This is a genomic window from Endozoicomonas sp. Mp262 (assembly GCF_025643335.1).
In the GTDB taxonomy this organism is placed as follows: domain Bacteria; phylum Pseudomonadota; class Gammaproteobacteria; order Pseudomonadales; family Endozoicomonadaceae; genus Endonucleibacter.
Genome location: NZ_CP092489.1, coordinates 1,338,281 through 1,358,097, shown reverse-complemented (window position 1 = coordinate 1,358,097; position 19,817 = coordinate 1,338,281). Strand labels below are relative to the sequence as shown.

At 46.6% G+C, this 19,817-nt stretch carries 14 protein-coding genes; 4 read left to right on the top strand and 10 right to left on the bottom strand.

Annotated elements, in window-relative coordinates:
* Window positions 1-33: 33 nt before the first annotated feature.
* Window positions 34-663, bottom strand: a complete 630-nt coding sequence (locus tag MJ595_RS05895) for a condensation domain-containing protein (RefSeq protein ID WP_263081527.1) — start codon at window positions 661-663, stop codon at window positions 34-36.
* Between the two features lie 103 nt (window positions 664-766).
* On the opposite strand from MJ595_RS05895, the gene MJ595_RS05890 reads away from it, so the two are divergent.
* Together MJ595_RS05890 and MJ595_RS05885 are read left to right on the top strand one after the other, a co-directional pair.
* Window positions 767-1,174, top strand: coding sequence for a helix-turn-helix domain-containing protein (locus MJ595_RS05890; protein ID WP_263078176.1), 408 nt, complete (start codon window positions 767-769; stop codon window positions 1,172-1,174).
* Complete coding sequence (locus MJ595_RS05885; RefSeq protein WP_263322441.1) at window positions 1,158-1,796, top strand: IS630 family transposase; 639 nt, start codon at window positions 1,158-1,160, stop codon at window positions 1,794-1,796. Before MJ595_RS05890 ends, MJ595_RS05885 begins: the two co-directional genes overlap by 17 nt.
* 493 nt (window positions 1,797-2,289) lie before the next feature.
* Here MJ595_RS05885 and MJ595_RS05880 read toward each other — a convergent pair whose 3' ends face one another.
* The gene (locus MJ595_RS05880; protein WP_263078329.1) at window positions 2,290-3,765 is read right to left on the bottom strand and encodes a hypothetical protein; all 1,476 of its coding nucleotides are present in this window, start codon (window positions 3,763-3,765) and stop codon (window positions 2,290-2,292) included.
* A 1,164-nt stretch (window positions 3,766-4,929) separates the two neighbouring features.
* Between MJ595_RS05880 and MJ595_RS05875 the strand changes: the two genes are divergently transcribed.
* The gene (locus MJ595_RS05875) at window positions 4,930-6,330 is read left to right on the top strand and encodes an IS1380 family transposase (RefSeq protein WP_263322433.1); all 1,401 of its coding nucleotides are present in this window, start codon (window positions 4,930-4,932) and stop codon (window positions 6,328-6,330) included.
* Between the two features lie 265 nt (window positions 6,331-6,595).
* On the opposite strand, the gene MJ595_RS05870 is transcribed toward MJ595_RS05875, so the two are convergent.
* The 5 genes from MJ595_RS05870 to MJ595_RS05850 all read right to left on the bottom strand — a co-directional run bounded on the left by MJ595_RS05870 (window position 6,596) and on the right by MJ595_RS05850 (window position 13,502).
* Complete coding sequence (locus MJ595_RS05870) at window positions 6,596-8,077, bottom strand: NCS1 family nucleobase:cation symporter-1 (protein ID WP_263081526.1); 1,482 nt, start codon at window positions 8,075-8,077, stop codon at window positions 6,596-6,598.
* Window positions 8,078-8,140: 63 nt separating this feature from the next.
* Complete coding sequence (allB, locus tag MJ595_RS05865) at window positions 8,141-9,571, bottom strand: allantoinase AllB (RefSeq protein ID WP_263081525.1); 1,431 nt, start codon at window positions 9,569-9,571, stop codon at window positions 8,141-8,143.
* Between the two features lie 186 nt (window positions 9,572-9,757).
* A complete protein-coding gene (gene ilvC, locus MJ595_RS05860) occupies window positions 9,758-10,747 on the bottom strand; it encodes a ketol-acid reductoisomerase (protein ID WP_263081524.1) in 990 nt (329 codons plus the stop codon).
* Between the two features lie 30 nt (window positions 10,748-10,777).
* The gene (locus tag MJ595_RS05855; protein ID WP_263081523.1) at window positions 10,778-12,004 is read right to left on the bottom strand and encodes a hydantoinase/carbamoylase family amidase; all 1,227 of its coding nucleotides are present in this window, start codon (window positions 12,002-12,004) and stop codon (window positions 10,778-10,780) included.
* Between the two features lie 283 nt (window positions 12,005-12,287).
* The gene (locus MJ595_RS05850) at window positions 12,288-13,502 is read right to left on the bottom strand and encodes an IS91 family transposase (RefSeq protein WP_263080649.1); all 1,215 of its coding nucleotides are present in this window, start codon (window positions 13,500-13,502) and stop codon (window positions 12,288-12,290) included.
* A 281-nt stretch (window positions 13,503-13,783) separates the two neighbouring features.
* On the opposite strand from MJ595_RS05850, the gene MJ595_RS05845 reads away from it, so the two are divergent.
* The gene (locus MJ595_RS05845; protein ID WP_263081522.1) at window positions 13,784-15,340 is read left to right on the top strand and encodes a hypothetical protein; all 1,557 of its coding nucleotides are present in this window, start codon (window positions 13,784-13,786) and stop codon (window positions 15,338-15,340) included.
* Between the two features lie 8 nt (window positions 15,341-15,348).
* Here MJ595_RS05845 and MJ595_RS05840 read toward each other — a convergent pair whose 3' ends face one another.
* The 3 genes from MJ595_RS05840 to MJ595_RS05830 all read right to left on the bottom strand — a co-directional run bounded on the left by MJ595_RS05840 (window position 15,349) and on the right by MJ595_RS05830 (window position 19,722).
* On the bottom strand, window positions 15,349-16,788 hold the full coding sequence (locus tag MJ595_RS05840; RefSeq protein ID WP_263081521.1) for a YfcC family protein: 1,440 nt from the start codon (window positions 16,786-16,788) through the stop codon (window positions 15,349-15,351).
* A 38-nt stretch (window positions 16,789-16,826) separates the two neighbouring features.
* A complete protein-coding gene (gene allB, locus MJ595_RS05835) occupies window positions 16,827-18,206 on the bottom strand; it encodes an allantoinase AllB (RefSeq protein WP_263081520.1) in 1,380 nt (459 codons plus the stop codon).
* A 73-nt stretch (window positions 18,207-18,279) separates the two neighbouring features.
* A complete protein-coding gene (locus MJ595_RS05830) occupies window positions 18,280-19,722 on the bottom strand; it encodes a YfcC family protein (RefSeq protein WP_263081519.1) in 1,443 nt (480 codons plus the stop codon).
* Between the last annotated feature and the right edge of the window lie 95 nt (window positions 19,723-19,817).

Below are 19,817 nucleotides of genomic sequence, written 5' to 3'. Positions count from 1 at the left end.
AGGGAAGGATAGATGTATATCAGAATTTTGCAGCTATCCAGCAGTTATTGAGAACTTACCACTTTGACCTATAGTAAGTCTAGGCAAACCATTGGATAGTATCTTGTTTGACGTATATTTGCGAAATAGTGATGCATCATACCCATGTTTATTCTCACTATCCTCTTTTCTTTGTCTAGCCACCTTGTTGAGCAAGGATAAAAGAGAGTCATTATTTTCGATATGTACATAAAATGGAAGAATATCAACATAAAAACCATAAAGGTCTCTATTCTCTCTAGGACGCGTACTTACTGGATATTCAAAGGAGAGTTCACTACATTGAAAAATGCGGGAATAAAAAGCCGTAAACAGCGTTGAGAATAGTGAGAAAGGTGTAGCGTTGTTTTTATGGCAGATACTAATAATTAAATCAGATGTTTCAGGATCCAGATCTATGATTTCTTCTTTGATTTCAACAATGCTATCTTTCTCTAAAGCATCGTAGTTATTAGTTAACACTTCATTATCAATACAACTTATTTTTGTCGCTTTATCCAGCCAGTATTGTTTATCCAGCCCATTAGCTTTACTATTTTCCAGTGCATGTTTAACATTATCAATCTCTGACTGATTGCCAAATATTTCGCTTAATGAAGCTAATTTGTTACCATAAGTACTCACGCAACCGCTAATAGATAAAAATAACTGTACGACCGTTTAATAACTCCCCATTCCAATTTGGCTATACTCATTGCCTAATATCGTTAATTTCGCTGTTGTCACGATGAAAACTGTTGATCCAGTAACCGATGTCGCTGTCATAAAAACATTGAGAGAAGCTATTCGACATGGGCCATATCCGTACCTAAGGGAAAGGGCTCATGCTATTTTACTCAGCATACGTGGTTATTCTATGAGCGAGATTGCTGCAATATTTGAAGTTCGATATCAGACAGTCTCTGACTGGATTGATGCCTGGGATGATTATGGCCTTCGCGGCTTGTACAAAAAACATGAAGGTGGAAAACCACCTATCTATACTGACCAGGAAGCACAACGCATTAGAGAGATTGTCTCCGAGGAACCTCGCAGGCTGTCTTATGTTCAAACAAAGATTGCAGAGGAAACCGGTAAGGTTGCCTCAAAGCAAACCCTGTCGAGACTTTTAAAAAAAGCTGGGACTTGTTTATAAGCGGTTTCGTAAAGCTTGCAGCCATAAGCGCGATGAGGAGCAATTCAGATGTTGCCAGTCTGCCTTGAAAGAGGCCCAATATGCTGAGGATAAAGGGCTTGTCAATCTGTTTTACTTTGATGAATCTGGTTTTAGTCAAGAGCCTTGTGTCCCCTATGGCTGGCAAGAAAAAGGCTCACAGCTAAAAATACCCTCTGTAAAAAGTAAGCGTATCAATGTGCTGGGATTTATGAATCGTGCCAATGACCTTTTCTACTACCCAGTAACAGGTTGTGTTAACAGCGAAACAGTTATCAGTGTCTTTGATGATTTTGCCGCCAGGATGGAAGAACCCAAGTACAGCTCTAATGAGCGCTATACCATCGTCATGGTGGATAATGCCAGCATTCATACCAGCAAACTTTTCAGAGAAAGAGTAATAGACTGGGCAATTGAGAAAAAGCTCTTAGTCTGTTTTTTACCAACCTATTCACCTGAGCTAAACCTGATAGAAATATTGTGGAGAAAAGTGAAGTATGAATGGCTGAACCTGCTGTCAATAATGGATTTCAAGGAATTCGAACAAGAGGTCAAACGTATATTTGATCTATTTGGTCAAAAATATCTGATTTCGTTTGAGTGACTACTTATAAGTATGATAGTGCCTTGGTAAAAATTCCGCCTGAAATCGCATCGGAAACTAAATGATGCTGTACTAGCATCAGACAGTGCTTATCTACTCCATAACTGGTGACATAAAAACGATATAGTATCCCACCGTTAAGCTCAAAATTAATAACTAATTCTTTTTTAAGGAAATTAATAGCAGCTTTCTTTTGTGATTTTTGTGATAAAGATGAGTCTTCAAAATTTATATATTGAATAACAGAGCTAGACTTACCGTCTTTAAGAATTGCTTTTTCTATTGTGCCATCAGAACCCTGAGTAAAATACGTACGAAAAGATGGAAAGAATTCAATAATTAACTGGATACAGCGCTCAAGCTCACCAAGATCAAGATGCCCACCTATTTTGTAAGTCCACGAACAATTATAAAGATGTGATGACGACTTGTTTATCTTACAGTCCGTCCATATACCTAATTCTCTAGGGTGAAAGTCTCATATTGACCACAACTAAACACTGCCACCTTTCTCAGGGAATGGTATGACATTGCTTGTAGCAGCCTTGGTGACTTTCTCGCAATAAGTTGCAGCAAATAACTTCCAGCCATTTTCAAACCAGTGGCTCTGAACTAATGACCGAAGCGTCAATATGCCCTGACCACCCGGATTTCTCCAGCGCATACCTGAGCACTTCATCCGCTGGGTAACCAAGGTTTTACAGGCTGCCTCTACCACACCAGAGCCGATCGGAAGGTTATTCGACAAGTGTTCAGCATAGCGCATACGCTGGCGATTTTTTCTGAAATACTCCAGCTCGGTCTTTAATTTTGAGCGGCGCGGATGCTTTTTATGCTGATAAGCCAGGGCTTTAATAATGCGCTCAACCCCATCAAGTTCCTCTTTGAGGACGTGTCGGTAAGTGACAAACTTTTCTTTGGACTTGATGCTGTTTTCTCCATAAGCCTGGTCAAATGCTTTCTTCAGGTGATCGGCTGCGTGGTAGTAATCAATAACCTCAACACCCGCTGGTAGTTCCCGGGAAAGGTATGACCAGTTGTCCTTGGCGCCATCAGCGACTTTGACCAGTGACAGCTGTGGCTTTTGTCGCAACGCTTCTTGCAATAGTGCTGACAAAGACTGCTTGAGTGTGAGTTTTTTAGTTTCTGGCATTCGTCCTATGCGGACTGTTGATAAACGCTCCCCCTGTTGATCGTAAAACGACAAAGTTCCGCAACTGGCCTCCTTGCAACCTGTTGGCCCTTGAGTCCGTTTGCCTTCAGAAGCGCTCCTGGCTCGCTTTTCTACTCGTTTGCCATCTTTCATGGGCAGCATAACGCCATCCAGGGAGGCGGCTACTGTGACCGCATTGGTGGGCACGTTAAGTTTCTCAATAAGCATCTCTTCAAAAGGCTCACGGTGCTGTTCCCACTGAGTATTAAATTGCCTGGGGAAACGAGCAAGACTGCTTTCTGAGGGAGACATACCTCCCATGAGATCAAGGAGGCTTTTTGCTTCACCGGGAGACATTTGAGCAACAACCCAGGCAGCTTGCTTTGCAGCCCGAGGCGTCCAGAAGCCTTCCACGATCCCGGCTTTCAACTCCATGGGCACGATACACGGCTCTTTGCCGTTACGGTAAAGTGTTCGCATAACCCGGACTGAACCAACCGCTGTCTGGTAGGTTTTATAACTGCGCAACACCTGCTTATAAGTGATCCCGCTGACCTCAATAGCTGGGGTATCAATATCAAGCTCAGCCAGCGCCTCTGCTAAAAAATCTTGCTGAGCTTGATTAAAGAGAGCATTAACGGTCTGCTCAAACTCTTCAAAGTGCCTGATAGGATTGCCAGACTCTCGCAGAGCCTGCAATTGGTGGCCTAACCGTTGAATCGCATCACAAGAAATGGTGGCGGCTTCAGTCCGTAGCTGACATACTTCCATGGGGCGGCCTCTCACTGGCAAGGTGTTGTGTGCTATCAACATCATACCTGTGATTGGCTGCCTTCTGTTTAAGCATTGAAAAAATAGCTGCCTACTACTTTCCCCGGTTGGCAAGCTGAAGAAGCTCGGTCAATTTGAGACTTTCACCCATTCTCTATCATTGATAGGTTTGAATGATTTATATTTGCTAAAATCAAACTTGTACATTATTTTCTCTTAACCTAATAATTCATTGATGGCTAGCTGTTAGGAAACTAGTAAAATGGATTGTAAAAATTAATCTAACATACTAAACCGGCAACACAATCATGAGCTTTTTTAATACCTTTTCCTTATTAGAATAGAAATACAATCTCGCTCCACCTCCAGAACAGCCTTTCATCAAAAGAATGAACTAATCTACAACGAGTTGCACATAATAAAACCCCAAACTGGATATTTTATAATCCACCCAGATAATTGCACTGGATTTTATAGCTCTAAGAAATTTTATTAAATAGCGCCATACCTGAGAACATAGACAACTAAATAAAACTTTCTTATGTTCGCAAAGAGCCACCAGGTCTTAGAACACAATTATAACTATCTGGATCAGTATAATTAACTCGCCAAAAAACGATTTATATTAAACTCTACAAATAAAACTCTGTCAACAATAGTAACGTTTAAATCCAAGTCACAGATAAAAAACCCCCGTCAAATTGATTAATATCAATAATATGCTCAGATACTATTTAATTATTTAGTTAATGAATCCAAATATTTTTACTCAATAGAACCACTATTTATTAATCTGTATGATTAACACCAAGGGAAGCTACAACTCTATCTTTGTTATCACAGCAAATGCATACAGCTTTAATAACTGCCATAGGAAAAAATGCGCAGTGCATTTACAATGCCTTATATGGGATCAGCACATCAGGTTCATGACTATTACTTGAACCTAGCTTTTTGTCATTCAAGAATTTTCCGGTTCAAAGGAGGCTATTTTCCTACCCTGCACGCTGTTTCGGCTGAGCCTATTCCAGGCTCACTGCCAAAGGCGGTGGTTTACCAAGATTCAATTAATTTTCTAAACCTTTTCTAAACCTTTTCTAAACCTTTTCTAACCCGGATATTTCATAAATAAAGGCAAGTTCCGTCCAATCTGTTGGTACGATTGGATTGACAAAAAAATGCTTCGGAAAAAGCAAACCGGAACTTGCCATGACCCAATCTACACAAGAGCAGCTTCGCTTTCATCCTTCAAATGGTAAAACTATCCGTGCGGACTTCAATGGTGGAGAGTTATCTTCAGATTTTGGGGCTCTGCTGTTACGGGAAACCATATTGCATAGCGGACTTATTTCCAGACTGACCCAGGCCATTGATGACAAGCGTCACCCATCCTACATTGACCACTCTCTGCAAAACCTCCTGGTTCAGCGAATTTTGCAAATGGCTTGCGGTTATGAGGATGCCAACGACAGCAACCGCCTCCGTAAAGACCCCATGTTAAAGCTGGCTACCGGACGAAACCCTTTGGATGATGATAACCACCTGGCTTCATCTCCCACCTACACACGGCTCGGGAAGTCCATGCGGCGCAAAGATATCTATCAAATGGCTGAAGCATTTGTGCATCATTTTATCGCCAGTTATGACTTGCCACCTATGGCTATCGTGATCGATCTTGATCACACACCGGCCATTACCCACGGATCGCAGCAAATGAATTTGTTTAATGCCAAATATCAGGACTACTGTTATCTGCCTTTGCTGATTTTTGAAGGTCTCAGTGGCAAGCTGATTACTGCCATCCTCCGTCCAGGCAAAACGCCAACAGGCAGGGAAAATGCCGCTATTATCAAGCGTGTCATCAAGCTTATCCGTAAACGGTGGCCAAAAACCCATTTGCTGGTGCGCGGGGATAGCCACTTTGCTCAACCTGAGTTAATGCATGTTGTTCAGGCTAATACTCATGCTGATTATGTGCTGGGTAAAGGTGCCGGTCACAAGACGGCCTTACGCCCTAAAGCCAAAGAGTTGCTAGATGAGGCTCGTCGAGCTTTCAAGGTTAAAACAGCCTTAGCCAAGTTGAACGATATGCCTGAGCCAGAACGACTCAGGCTGTACGGTGAGGCCGAGTATCAGGCTAAAAGCTGGAAAGGGCTCGATACCCGGATAATCTATAAGGCAGAGGTTAACGAGAAAGGCGACAATCCCCGCTTTATTGTCACCTCAATCAAAGAGGCTTCCCCAGAGGTGATTTATGAGGATCTGTACTGCCCAAGAGGGCAGGATGAGAATTTCATTAAGCACCTGAAAAGTGATCTGTCCGGTGACAGACTGTCAGACCAGACCTTTCTGGCCAATCACTTGAGACTGTTTTATGCCTGTGCGGCTTACGTTCTGCATTACGAGCTGAGAACCAAGGCTTTGAAAGGAACGGAACTGGAGAAAGCCCAGCCATCAACGGTAATCACAAAACTCTGCAAAGTAGCGGTTAAGGTGGTTGAGTACAAGGATCGGATCAAACTGCACCTACCCAGCAGCTGCCCATTCAAGAAGCTTTTGCAGCATGTAACAGAGATATTTTATCAAATGCCGTTGCCTCGGCCTGGGTAGCAGCCTCCACAACGCTTAGCCCGCCTAAATAATAACCAGATGAGAGACGTTTGGAGTATTCATTCGGCCTAAAAAAGCAGAATTGATCGTTAAATGTTCAGATTGGTGTAGTCGGAGCCTGAAGACCTTTAGTCACAGAGTGATAAAACAGCAGCCCCCACAGAAAAGTCAAAATTGAATGGACAGCCTGCTGCTTTATGAAATATCCGGGCTAAACCTTTTCTAAACCTTTTTTAAAGTTCTGATTCTGAAACTTTGCTCAGTTTCATACAGATTGAGGATGCCTGACAGAGGCTCCATGTCCCATAAACAGATAATAAAGTACTCCTCCTATCACCGCACCGATCATCCAACCAAACCCTTGAAGTGCAGAGAGCGCAGGAACCCACACCGTACCAATGGCAAAGGCGGCAGCAATGGCAAATGCCTGCAGCGCTTTGCGATTCCAGCCATTGTGGTAGAAGTATGCACTATCGGGTTCTGACGAGAATAAATCCTGTACATTCAGCTCCTGCTTTTTCAGCAGGTAGTAGTCCACCATCATAATGCCGTAGACCGGTGCTAATACTGCTCCCAGGGTATTTACAAACCCGTCAATTCCAATATTGCTGATTAAAGATACCCAAAGGGCGCCAATAAAGAAGGAAATCAATGCTGTAATCACGCCGCCCATTTTAAAGCTGACTTTATGGGGCAACAGGTTGGCCAGTCCGTAAGCCGAAGGGATAAAATTAGCCACTAGGTTGATACCTATGGTGGCAGCAAAAAAACAGGTGGCCGCCACCACGGTCAGGAAAATATTATCAACCCGTTCAATAATTTCCGCCGGGTTAGTTAACTGTTCGCCGAACACCACCACAGTCCCTGCGGTAACAAACAGGGCAATAAAAGAGAATAGCGCCACATTTCCCGGCAAGCCCCACCAGTTCCCTTTTCTCAGGGACTTTTCATCTTTTACAAACCGGGAAAAGTCACCGAAGTTGATCACCACAGCGGCAAAGTACGCAATCATAGTGCCGACAACGGCAAAGAATGCCACAACCGGCCCCCTGGTATACTCCCCCGTTCCCTTGAAAATCGTGCTGACCGCAGGCAACAGTTGATCTCCTGCCTGAAACCAGATCACCACCATCAGGGCAATCATCACCAGATAAACGAACGGACCCGCCCAGTTCAGGAAACGGGTAATCCAGTTGATGCCCAACATAAACATGACTAACTGAAATAACCAGACAACAATGTACGAAAACCAGCTGACGGCAGTCATGCCCAAAAAGGTTTCTGTTCCTTGAAATTCAAACAGGCTGTTCAGCAGCAGCGCCACCGCTGTGGAAGCAAAATAGGTCTGTACACCGTACCAGAACATCGCCACGACCCCACGGGTCATGGCAGGAAAATTCGCCCCATGAACCCCCATGGAGACACGGGCCAGCACCGGACTGGGAATTCCGTATTTAACGCTGGGCTTACCCGCCAGATTACAGAGAAACATGATGATCAGGGCAGCCAGAATAATGGCAGCCATCACCGCCCAGCCGTTCAATCCGGAGGTGATAAACAGTGAGGCAGCCAGGGTATAACCAAATAGGCTCTGGACGTCATTGGCCCAGACATTGAAAATTTCAAAGGCTCCCCAGGTTCTCCCCTCCGGCTTCAGTGGTGCCAGGTCTTTGTTGTATAACCCGGGATCAACCTTGTGGGTATCAATACAGGTATGACTGACGTGTATTTCGGAGAAGTCGCTCATGACTATTACCCTGTTCTTATAGTACGTCATTTCAGTGAGTTTGATGTCTTCAGCCTGAGGAGGCTAGCGCAAAATGCCCCTCTCGTTCCCGGCATCCTCGCTGGGAATGCAATTAAATTCCGGCCGAATCAGCTCGCCAGTTCCCGGATCGGCACACACTTCACCCTCCCGGAAAACCGTATGTCCCCGCACCATTGTTTCAATCACCTGTCCCTTCAAAGCCTTACCTTCCCAGGGGGTCAGACTGCTTTTCTGCTTGCCCACTGACCGAGCGCCTTCATACACCCAGCAATGGTTTGGATCTGCCAGCACCAGGTCAGCATCCATACCTACCCGGACCGCCCCTTTTCGAGTACCAAGACCAAAACGGCGGGCCGGAGCGGAAGACATTAGGTGAGCCAGTTTTTCCGGTTTAATCCCCCTCTGATTTAATCCGGCATCCAGCATCAGTGGCAACATCAGCTCAATACCCGGCAAGCCGGGAGGCACTGCCCAGATATCCCCCTTGTGTTTCAGCCGGTCGTCGTCAGTGTAAGGGCAATGGTCAGACCCGAGCATATTGATCTCACCTTTTAACACCATATCCCAGAGCACTTCCTGATTTTCCCGGCTGCGAATGGGCGGATTACACTTGGCAAAAACACCCCAGCGATCCAGGTCAGCGTCATCCAGAACCAGATAACTTGGCAGGGTTTCTACCGTCATGGAGACACCCCGTCCACGGGCCTGGCGGATAATGTCTCGGGCCCGGCCACTGGACAGGTGGCAGATATGCACATCACAGCCCGTCTCTTCAGCAAACAGGGCGATGCGGGAAATGGCTTCCATTTCAGCGATGTCCGGTCGTGACTGAAGATGAGCCAGCCCCCCGGATAGTCCGGCCGCTGCCATAGCCGCAGCAGTGGAATCAATAATATCGGCATTTTCCGCATGAAAACCGATAAAGCGATTGTGTCTGCGCACCTCCTTCATGGCTTCCAGCAGCTTGTAGCCTGTAAGTTTCGGCGCATCCGGATCGGTGGATAAAAATGCTTTAAATGCAACACACCCGCAATCAATCAGCTCCTCTATCCGGTCAAGATCATCGGCAGGCAGCAATCCCCATAGTGCGTAATCCGTGACCACCTGAGATTTTGCCACCTCGTATTTATGCATAAAAGATGCACGACTAGTGACCAGAGGCTGACTCAGAGGCATCTCTACTGTGGTGGTTACACCACCCGCTGCTGCTTGCCGGGTGCCACTGAGAAAATCCTCCCTGATCCTTCCCGGCCCCGGTTCCTTGAAGTGCACATGGGGATCAACAACCCCGGGGAATACCAGTAAATGTCTGGCATCAATACGACGCTGAGCAGGTAACTCAACACCCTCTGCCAGAATCGCGGCAATCTTACCGTTACGGATCGCAAGATTGCCCTGCACAGTTCCGGATTCCAGTACCAGGGCTCCCCCGGTAATCAGCACATCCATTGCTGCATGAAAATCAGTTTTCATTGTCAGCCTCAACTTACTTTGAAAAAAACCAATGGAGGAAAGCGTGAATATCCATACAGCTATTGAATAAGTTGAAATACCCTTATGCATTCCCTGCGGGGAGAGGGTGTCGCAAAAGACATTTTATCTACAGAATTGGGTTTCGCGACACCCTCGGGACGCTGGGAACGAGGTAACAGGTATCAATCAGGAAATACCAAATAGCTCCCTGAACTCCTTACCGGTGTTTTCCATATCCGATGTTTTCTGACTTCTTCTTTTGCGATGGAGAGTGGGCATTCCCAGATTAAACTCATTGAGCCAGGATTTTGCGAACTCACCCTGTTCAGTTTCCTCAAAGACCTGTTGAATCTGTTCGTGGTTTATAACCCTTGGGCCAGCAGTGCGCACCGCAAATTCACAGGTTCTGCTGGCACGACAAGTCAGGTATTCTTCAATACCCACTTCATCAATATCATCAATAATGGAGCGGATAGAACGCACAGCTTTTGCGTAAGCAAAGTATTTTGGATAGCCGTTATCAACCATTGTCTGATAAACCGTTCTCATCAGTTCAATGGTTCCTCCATAGAGCACCTGCTCTTCAAAATTATCGCCTTCTGTTTCCTTCTGGAAATCCAGGGTAATGGTCCCTACCCTACAGCTTCCCACACCTTTAGCTATTGCCAGGGCCGTTGCCATGGCTTTTCCGCTAACATCCTGCTCTACAGCCACTGCACCATAAATGCCAGAACCTTCCTCAAATTTTTTGCGGACAACGGGGCCAGGGCCATTAGGGACAAACAAGATGACGTCAATATTTTCCGGTGGCTGGATAGTTCCGTACAACACAGCAAAGCCATGGGCAAAACTCAGGGTCTGGCCAAGGCGCATCTTGTGATGGATATGTTGATAGTAAACACTTGGCTGGGCCGGGTCCTGCAATAGAATATGGACAATATCTGCCTTTTCCACTGCCTCCTCTATGGCGTAAACCGTAAAACCATCATCAAGGGCCTTGGCTTTATCCGGATAACGTTCAGGATCTCCCGCTCCCACAATAACGTTAATGCCACTGTCTCTCAGGTTAAGGGATTGAGCTCGCCCCTGGCTGCCATAGCCAATAACGGCAACTGTCTTATTTTTAAGAACAGCAAGGCTGACATCTTCATCACGATAGACTTTATGATTTTTCATTTTTTTTCCTTCAATAAAGAATGCTTTTATTTATTGTTCAGCTAATAACCGAACCGCTGTTTCAGCTAATACCTGACACCCGACTACAAGGTTCGATTCGTCGGTATCTTCAGAAAAACTATGACTGATCCCGCCAATACTGGGCACAAATAGCATGGCGGAAGGCATAACTTTGGCAAACATGCAGGCATCATGAACGGCAGCACTGGGTAACATCATCCAGTTACCCGGCATTGATTTTTCTGCCGTATCGGCCATTTTCGAAACGAACCCTTCATCCATTTTCATCGGCTGGGTAACGGGCTGGCGCTCAAGCTCAATACCTACGTTAAATTGCTCAGAGATAGAGTGGCTTAATTGATGGAGAATCTGTTCAAACTGTTCCAGCTTACTCTGTGAGGTGTCCCGAAACTGTACCCGCATAACAGCCTTTTCAGGAACCACACTGGCGGCTCCCGGAAAAGCCTCAAACCGGCCGATGGTCCAAACGGTATATTCACCAGTGGCCTCTTTGAACAGAGTATCCAGCTGATAGCCGAAGTGAATCAGGGTCATGGCAGCATCCCGTCGCATATTCATGGGCGTTGATCCGGCATGGTTCATCTGCCCGTAAAAATGCACATCAAAATTTCTGCACCCCACAATACCGCTGACAACCCCAATCTGTTTTTTTGCCAGCTCAAGCCTGGGACCCTGCTCAATATGGGCTTCAAGATAACCAATATATCGATCAGGTTGATAGCGATGAGGCCTGCCGCTTAATCCTGAGGTATTAATGGCTTCCTTTAAGGTTTTGCCTGTCAGGTAACTTTTTTCCTCCAGCACCTTATCCTCAAGCATCCCTAAAAACCCCTGACAGCCAAGGAACCCGTGATAGGTATGTTCTTCATCCATCCAGGAGGCAACATCCACCGCAAGGTGGGCTGTTGCGGGATTCTCCCGGAGAGTTCTGGCAACTTCCAATGCGGCGATCACACCATAGGCCCCATCAAGCCATCCTCCCTGGGGCTGGGTATCCGAATGGGAACCCATCAGCAGCGCCTTGCCGGAATTCCCCGAATAACCAATCACATTACCGATGCCATCAATGTCAGCACTCAGGCCCGCCTCGCTAAAACGCTCTTTCAGCCAATAGCGTGCCGCCATATCCTCCTCGGTGAAGGCAAGTCGTACCACTCCTTTGCCACACTGCCCGATAGAGCGGAGTTGATGTAAATCAGCTAAAAGCCTTTGTGCATTGATGGTTACTGCTGTCATTTTCTTTGTCCAGTAAGCACAGAATGAGTAGGAAAGCTGCCAGTGAGCAGCTCATGAAGGTTGTTTAATGCCTCTAAAACGGCCCAAGCTCTATCACTTGAATGCATAGGAATTTGTAAAACTGATCAGCTCAAAAAATCACCAGAAATTTCCGGCTTTTCAGTTTTCTCTCAGACAGGCTGATGATGCAGTGATCGCTCAACCAGGAAAAAACACTGCAAACCTACCATTATTTCCAGCTTTTACCTGTAACCCCGGATTCCAGACGGATTGAGGGCGTGACTCAACGGATCGGCTTCGCAAGAGCGAGCGCCTGTGAGTATTTGTGCAGTTCCCTTTGCGGTCTTCCTCGGGTAATACCGGCAAACACCATCGCTGACTGGCAGAGAATGCATTGGTGAGGGTCAAGGCCAAAGCTGCTTTTCAGCAAGCCTGCATAGGTGATTGTCAGGGCATTACGCTCCGGCTGGTTGAGCAGGGTGTAGACCTTCGGTAGTAAGGTTGAGCGTACCCTGTTTGCCAGAAAACCATAGTAACGAATCATCTGGAAACCCTTTTCCGGAATATGCTGGATCAGCCGGTCGAGGAACTCCTCACCTTCACAGGTAAAGTTCAGGTAGCGTTTGCTTTTGTGATCCAGGTACTCAAACACCACGGTATTGCCGTCGTAGTGTTTGAGTCGTGACATCGCCAGCGGTGGCCGCTTCAGGTAGCGCCCGAGATAACTGATGGTCGCCTTCGGTGTTTTGGTGGCCTGGGCAAAGTGAACGATCCAGCTTTTCTGGTAATGGGCATTCAGGAAACGGTTAAAGTCCGTCAGGTTGTGGCAGTTGGCTTGCAATGTGTCCGGCAAGGTTAGCGTACCGCTTTTGTAGGCTTCCCTGAGCAGGTTGATCATCCCGTAACGCCACTGGGGCATGATGGCTTCACGGGAGAAGAACAGGGCTTTCCAGTGTTGACTGTCTTCAGTGATGCCGCCACGGGTAACGGACAGGTGAATATGGACATTCCATTTCAGGTCACGGCCAAAGGTATGCAGGGCGGTAAAGATGCCGGGAGTAATGCCTTTCTTTCTGGCAACGGTCTGTATGGCCTTGGCGGCAATGGCGCTGAGTGGCTTCAACAACTCACGGTTGAGCAAAAAAAATGCCCAAAGCTCACAAGGCATAGTGAAGGTGATATGTTGCCACTCGGTATCGGGCAGTAAGACTCGCTGCTTTTCAATCCACTGGTCAGTGAGTTTTTTTCCGCAGGTATTGCAAAAACGTGACTTGCAACCCATGCAAATTTTTTTGGAGTGACTACACTGTTCGTTACTGCACAACCATGTGGCATAGCCCATGAACAAGCGACCGCAGGCGAGTATCCGGTTGATGTTGTCCAGTACCACGTCCCGCAAATTACCAGTGTGTTTCTGGTAGTAGTTCCACCAGAGCTGGCCGGTCAGGAGTAGCTGTTTTAGTTTTGATGGGATGCGGATAAGAAAACAACCGTACAAAAATTAAGGAGGGAAGAGTATCTACGTTTACTTGCAATTAATATCCGTAGGTATTCTGATGTCAATTGCCCGCATTGTTATTTTTACTGTTGTTTTGCTGCGTTTTCTGTGAAGGTGGCACTGGAGATAATCAGCAGAAGGAAATTATAGAATGCACCACTCAAGGAAATAGTTTTATTTGTGAGAAAGTTGCGATAAAGGGTACAAGTCAAGAACAAGAAAAACCATTAAATTTAGAAATAGACTGTAAAGTCGTCGATGAAATACCACCTACAAAGCCGATGGATTTAAGTGTAAAAATAAAAACAGAACCGGTAGATGATAATGAAAATAAAACCGATGAGTGTATTTTTACTACTCCGTACAGTCAGGCTGAAGCTACTCAAATAGCGATAGGGGTAGCTATTGCAAATACACCTGATCAAGGAAATCCTGTAATTGTCGGTTTAAATGAAGAAGGACAAATAGTGAATATTCAATCTGATGATAATGCTTATGGTGTAATAGCGACGACAAATACTGGAATAACAGCAGGCTATTTAATAAATGAAGACAAAAAAAGTATAAAAAGAAAAGGAGTGGAATATATTTGTGAGCCTGATTTTAATGGTGAGCCTCCCCCTTCAAAAAAAAAATATAAGTGTACAAAAAAAAGGTCTTATCCTTGTTCTGTTGAAGGTTGTTATTACGCAACATCGAGTACAGTCAATCTGACTAGCCACATGCTGGGAAAGCATCCCGGGAAGCAGACTCACCCTGATCACCTGATCTGCAAGGAGTGTGGTTTTCAAGCAGTACATACAGGCCATCTGACTAGCCACATGCTGGGAAAGCATCCCGGGAAGCAGACTCACCCTGATCACCTGATCTGCAAGGAGTGTGGTTTTCAAGCAGTACATACAGGCCATCTGACTAGCCACATGCTGGGAAAGCATCCCGGGAAGCAGACTCACCCTGATCACCTGATCTGCAAGGAGTGTGGTTTTCAAGCAGCACATACAGGCAATCTGACTAGCCACATGCTGGGAAAGCATCCCGGGAAGCAGACTCACCCTGATCACCTGATCTGCAAGGAGTGTGGTTTTCAAGCAGTACATACAGGCCATCTGACTAGCCACATGCTGGGAAAGCATCCCGGGAAGCAGACTCACCCTGATCACCTGATCTGCAAGGAGTGTGGTTTTCAAGCAGTACATACAGGCAATCTGACTAGCCACATGCTGGGAAAGCATCCCGGGAAGCAGACTCACCCTGATCACCTGATCTGCAAGGAGTGTGGTTTTCAAGCAGTACATACAGGCAATCTGACTAGCCACATGCTGGGAAAGCATCCCGGGAAGCAGACTCACCCTGATCACCTGATCTGCAAGGAGTGTGGTCACAAAGCATCAAGTACAGTCAATCTGACTAGCCACATGCTGGGAAAGCATCCCGGGAAGCAGACTCACCCTGATCACCTGATCTGCAAGGAGTGTGGTTTTCAAGCAGCACATACAGGCAATCTGACTAGCCACATGCTGGGAAAGCATCCCGGGAAGCAGACTCACCCTGATCACCTGATCTGCAAGGAGTGTGGTTTTCAAGCAGTACATACAGGCCATCTGACTAGCCACATGCTGGGAAAGCATCCCGGGAAGCAGACTCACCCTGATCACCTGATCTGCAAGGAGTGTGGTCACAAAGCATCAAGTACAGGCCATCTGACTAGCCACATGCTGGGAAAGCATCCCGGGAAGCAGACTCACCCTGATCACCTGATCTGCAAGGAGTGTGGTCACAAAGCATCAAGTACAGGCAATCTGACTCGGCATCAAAAAAAACACAAAACCTCTCAATAAGCTCGGGATCAAAAGTCGCCGCGCAGCGGCCTACCTTGAGCAATAATCAAACCGCTAACCGCCATAAAAAGAACATACAAAAACAGAGGAAAATAAAATTTCAGCCACTTACCAATACTGACCCGACCAATCACCAGGATTGCCATAAAGTAACCAGAGGTAGGGAATAAAATATTGGTAATGCCATCTCCCCAATGCGTTGCCAGAACCACCACCTGTCGTGTGAGTCCCACAAGATCTGCCAGGGGAATAAGGATGGGGAGAGTAATCAAGGCCTGGCCACTACCGGAAGGCACCAGAAAATTGAACACTGTTTGAGTCATCAGTATACCCACGGCAGTCAGTGCACCAGGCAGTGACTCCACCATACCCGCAAGATAGAAAACCAGGGTATCCATGATATTCCCTTCGGTGAGAATCACTGATACACCCCTGGCAACCCCACAAATTAAAGCTCCCACCAGAATTTCGCGGAATGACTCATTAAAGTTTGAACAAATCCGGTTAGCCTTGATTCCAACAATTAATGAAGTCACTATGGCCATCAATATGAAAAGACCGGAAATTTCATCAAACCCCAAACCAAATTGAAGGACACTGGCAATAATGCCAATAAACATGATCAGGGTGACAATGGCTGCGGATTGATGACGTTTATTGAAATGATCCACCTGTCCGGCATCTTCAGCCTTTAAAGCCAACCGGAGTTTCTCATCCTGTTCACGATTAATAGCAAGGGAAGGTGTCATCCTGACCTTTCTGGCATAACGCATAACAAACAGAATGGTCACAAACTGGATCAGCACAAAAAAAGTGCCCCGATACCATGCGGCAGAGAACATAGGTAACTCAGCTAACATATGCCCAATACCGATGGTTGCCGGCGCCGTAATACCAAAGGCAAAACCCAGGGTGGTTGAGAGCAATACCATGGCGGTTGCCGTGATGGAATCAAACCCCAGCCGTAGCATTAAGGGCAGAATAATGGGCAGGTAGGCAATGCCCAGCTCAGGCGTTCCGATAAAGGCGGCAATTAAGGCGAAAGGCAACATCAGGGCAGGGATCACCAGATCAACATTTTTACCCATCAGCCGGATCAGTTTATTAATACCAAAATCAATCACCCCGGTTCTGCGAATAACACCCACGGCACCACCCACCAACAAGGTTAAAAACACAACGCTGGAGGCTGCCCGCAAGCCAACGGGAATAGCCGTAATAATATCCATAAGACCCACAGGGGTCTGGGCTATCACTTTATAAGAACCCGCCACAACCGACTCTCGCCCATTGGGCAATACCATACGCTCGTAACTGCCGGCAGGTACAATCCAGGTAAAGAGTGAAACAATAATGATAAAGCCGATTAAGATGATATAAATATCAGGGAATTCAAATCGCTTTTTATCTTGTTTTGGTGAGTCAGCCGTAATGGAGTTCCTGGCCATAGTCTTTTACCTCTTCTTATAACCAAGAGGGTTCGCCCCTATGAATGTCGTTTATTAAGCTGGCCAAACCCCGGGTTAACCCGTATTTCCCCATTGCGGTAAACGGTTGCCCCCCTCACCAGGGTTTCCATAACCTTTCCTTTTAGCTTTCTTCCCTCAAATGGGCTATGTGTACATTTGGCCTTGGCAAAAGAATTACGCCAGCTGTAAGTCCATTCCTGATTAAGGTCCACCAGCGTAATATCTGCATCACAGCCAGGTTTCAGCGTTCCCTTGTGAGGCAGGCCAAAACGTTTGGCCGGTTGCGTTGCCATTAACTGCGCCAGTTGTTCCAGAGCTATGCCCCGCTTGTGGTAGCCTTCATCAATCATCAGGGGCAACATCAAATCCATGCCGCCAATCCCCGGGGGCATTTTCCAGATATTGTTGCCATGTTTAAGGCGGTCATTATCGGTATAAGGCGTGTGATCGGTACCAATCATGTCGAACTCACCGGCTTTTAACATCGCCCATAACTGTTCCCGGTTTTCCGGGCTGCGCAAGGGTGGATTACACTTAGCAAAACCACCGTGTTTTTCCAGATCCCCGGTATCCAGAACCAGATAATGCGGACAGGTTTCCACCGTAACATCCACACCCCGTTCCTTTGCCTGCCTGATGAGTGTCCGTGCCTTTACTGTTGAAAGGTGGCATATATGTAAACGACAACCGGTATACTCAGCAAAAAGAATCACCCGGCTGATGGCCTCAAGCTCCGCAATTTCAGGACGAGCCTGCTCATGGGCGGCACCATTGAAAATACCTTTTGCTTCAAACTCTTTCTGTTTGTTGTGGATAATATCTGCATTCTCGGCGTGAACGCCCACCAGCCCATTAAACTGGCTGATCTCTTCCATAGACTTTAATAGCGCATAATCGGGAGTGTGAGGGTAATCAGGGCTGGCATAAGGAATGAATACTTTATAAGCCACACAACCACATTCGTTTAATTCAGCATAATGGCCGGTGGATTTCTCAGTTAAGGCTCCCCAGAATGCCACATCAACCACCGTCTTTTTTTCAACGATACCTTCTTTATAGGTAAAGGCATCGCGATTGGTTACTGGGGGAACGGACAACGGCATTTCAATCATGGTGGTGATACCACCGGCAGCTGCCGCCTGGGAACCGGTCAGGTAATCCTCTCGTTCCGGGTAGTGCGTTGGCTCCCAGATATGACTGTGGGGGTCCACCAAACCAGGCATTACCGCCATACCCCGGGCATCAATTACCCGGTTTGCCTCAGGGGCACACTCATGGGTAGTAATGGCTGCAATTTTGCCATCCTTGATGGCCAGAGCCCCCTCCATAGTGCCGTTTTCCAATACTAACAGGCCATTGCAAATCACCGTATCTGCTTTGGATTTACTACTTTTCATTATTATCACCTGTTTATTTTATAGTTCTTTACAAATAGGTTTTTCCAATGGCCTTTAGTGGTTTTTTTAGTATTTAAAATGGCCCATAGCCCATGGCATTGGATACAGTCATCACGATACCTGCCATCACACATAAGGTGACAAACAGCGGCAGATAAAATTTCAGCCAGCGGCTCAGGCTGATTCTGGCAATGGCCAGAGTGGCAACAAAATAGCCGGATGTCGGGAAGATCAGGTTGGTCAGCCCATCACCCCACTGGGTGACAAGCACCAGTGTCTGCCGGGTGATTCCCAGTAAATCCCCCAGTGGCACTAATACCGGCATGGTCAGAATGGTTTGTCCTGAGCCGGAGGGCACCGGAAAGTTAATCAATAACTGTCCGATGAAAATACCAATTACCGTCAATGAGTTAGGCAAAGAGGAAACGGCCACTTCCATGCCATGAACAATGGTGTCGATAATATTGCCATCCATCATCACTAAAGAAATGGCCCGGGCAATACCCACAATTAATGCCCCCACCAGCATCTCTTTAAAGGAGGTATTGAAGTTCTGACACATGCGGTCAAGGCTATCTCCCGCTATTAATGAAGTGACAATTGCCATCCCCATAAACAGTGCACCCATCTGGGAATAGCTCAGCCCCAGTTTCAAAATGGCCGTAATGATGGCAGCAAACATCAACAGGGTAAAAATACCTGCCAGCTTATGACGGAAGCTATATTCAGACACTGACGCCTGGTTATCTGCTGCCAGTGCCTGACGGGTATTTAAATCCTCGGCATACATCAGGCTGGCTTCGGGATTCGCTTTAATTCTGGAGGCATAACGCATGGTGTAAACAATACATATCACCATGGCTCCAAACAGGGTCAAAGCCCTGAGCCAGGCACCGGAAAAAAGTGGCAGTTCGCTAATCGCCTGACCAATGCCCACCGTACCCGGAATGGTAATACCAAAGGCAAACCCCAGGGTGGTAGGCAGCATGGCTATGGCTGTGGCTGTGATGGAGTCATAACCCAGGCGGAACATAAGGGGCATGACAATGGGCAGAAAGGCGATGGAGAGTTCCGGTACACCGATAAATCCACTAATGGTGGCAAAGGATAAGGTCAGAATAGGGATCATCAGCTGGGTTCTCTGGCCAAGAACCGTCAGTAAATAATTGACGCCCATTTCGATAATGCCGGTACGGCGAATCACACCGATGGCACCGCCCACCAACAGGGTCATAAACACCAGCTCTGCGGCATTTTCCAACCCTCTGGGTATAGAGAACAATAAATCAAAAAAGCCCACTGGACTGGAAGCTACATATTCAAAGGAACCCGGTATAACAACCGTCTTGCTGCCATGGACAGTTTCCATGACTTGCCGGGCATATTCTCCGGCAGGGACTATCCAGGTCAGAATCCCCATCACCATAATGATACCCACGAGCACAACGTAGATATCAGGCATTTTGAATGTCTTTTTTGTTTTGATGTCCGGTTTTGTCGCAGCCGCTTCAGACATTGCAGCACTCCCGGCTTATTCAAGCCAGCGATTCAAAGAGAAATGGATTAGATGAAACGGTTTGGAGCTACCAATTAGCTGGTAGCTCCACAGGC